Below are 746 nucleotides of genomic sequence, written 5' to 3' on the forward strand. Positions count from 1 at the left end.
CCGATGATCTTGCCACCAAAGCCAACATACTTGTACCAGAAGTCAGCAATACCCGCTTCAACTGCAATACGAGCTGTCACGTCAGATGGCAATACAGATTCACGGTACTGCGCATCTTGCTTATCAAATGCATCGGTTGCTGGCATTGAAACGACACGTACCGCTTTACCTTCAGCAGTCAATTGCGCAGCCGCTTCAACAGCTAGCTCAACCTCAGAACCTGTTGCAATAAGAATTAACTCAGGCTTACCTGCACAATCTTTCAGGATGTAACCACCCTTGGCGATATTTGCTACTTGCTCTGCGTCACGATCTTGCTGCGCAAGGTTCTGACGAGAGAAGATCAGAGATGTAGGGCCATCTTTACGCTCAATCGCCAGTTTCCAAGCCACTGCAGATTCAACTTGGTCACATGGGCGCCATGTGCTCATGTTTGGAGTTAAACGTAGCGATGCGATTTGCTCAACTGGTTGGTGAGTCGGACCATCTTCGCCAAGACCGATAGAGTCATGCGTGTACACTTGGATGTTTTGAACTTTCATCAAAGCAGCCATGCGCATTGCGTTACGAGCGTATTCCATGAACATTAGGAATGTCGCGCCGTACGGTACGAAACCACCGTGCAGAGCGATACCGTTCATGATAGCCGTCATGCCGAATTCACGAACACCGTAGTGGATGTAGTTACCTGAGAAGTCTTCTGCCGTTAGCGACTTAGAACCAGACCACATGGTTAGGTTAGAAGG

1 protein-coding gene is annotated in these 746 nt (G+C 48.8%); it reads right to left on the minus strand.

The window, feature by feature from the left end; all coding sequences use genetic code 11:
• The coding region (locus MD535_RS25750) for a transketolase-like TK C-terminal-containing protein (RefSeq protein ID WP_279348381.1) at nucleotides 1-746 on the minus strand (746 nt) is incomplete at both ends.

It is taken from the genome of Vibrio qingdaonensis (assembly GCF_026191675.1).
In the GTDB taxonomy this organism is placed as follows: domain Bacteria; phylum Pseudomonadota; class Gammaproteobacteria; order Enterobacterales; family Vibrionaceae; genus Vibrio; species Vibrio qingdaonensis.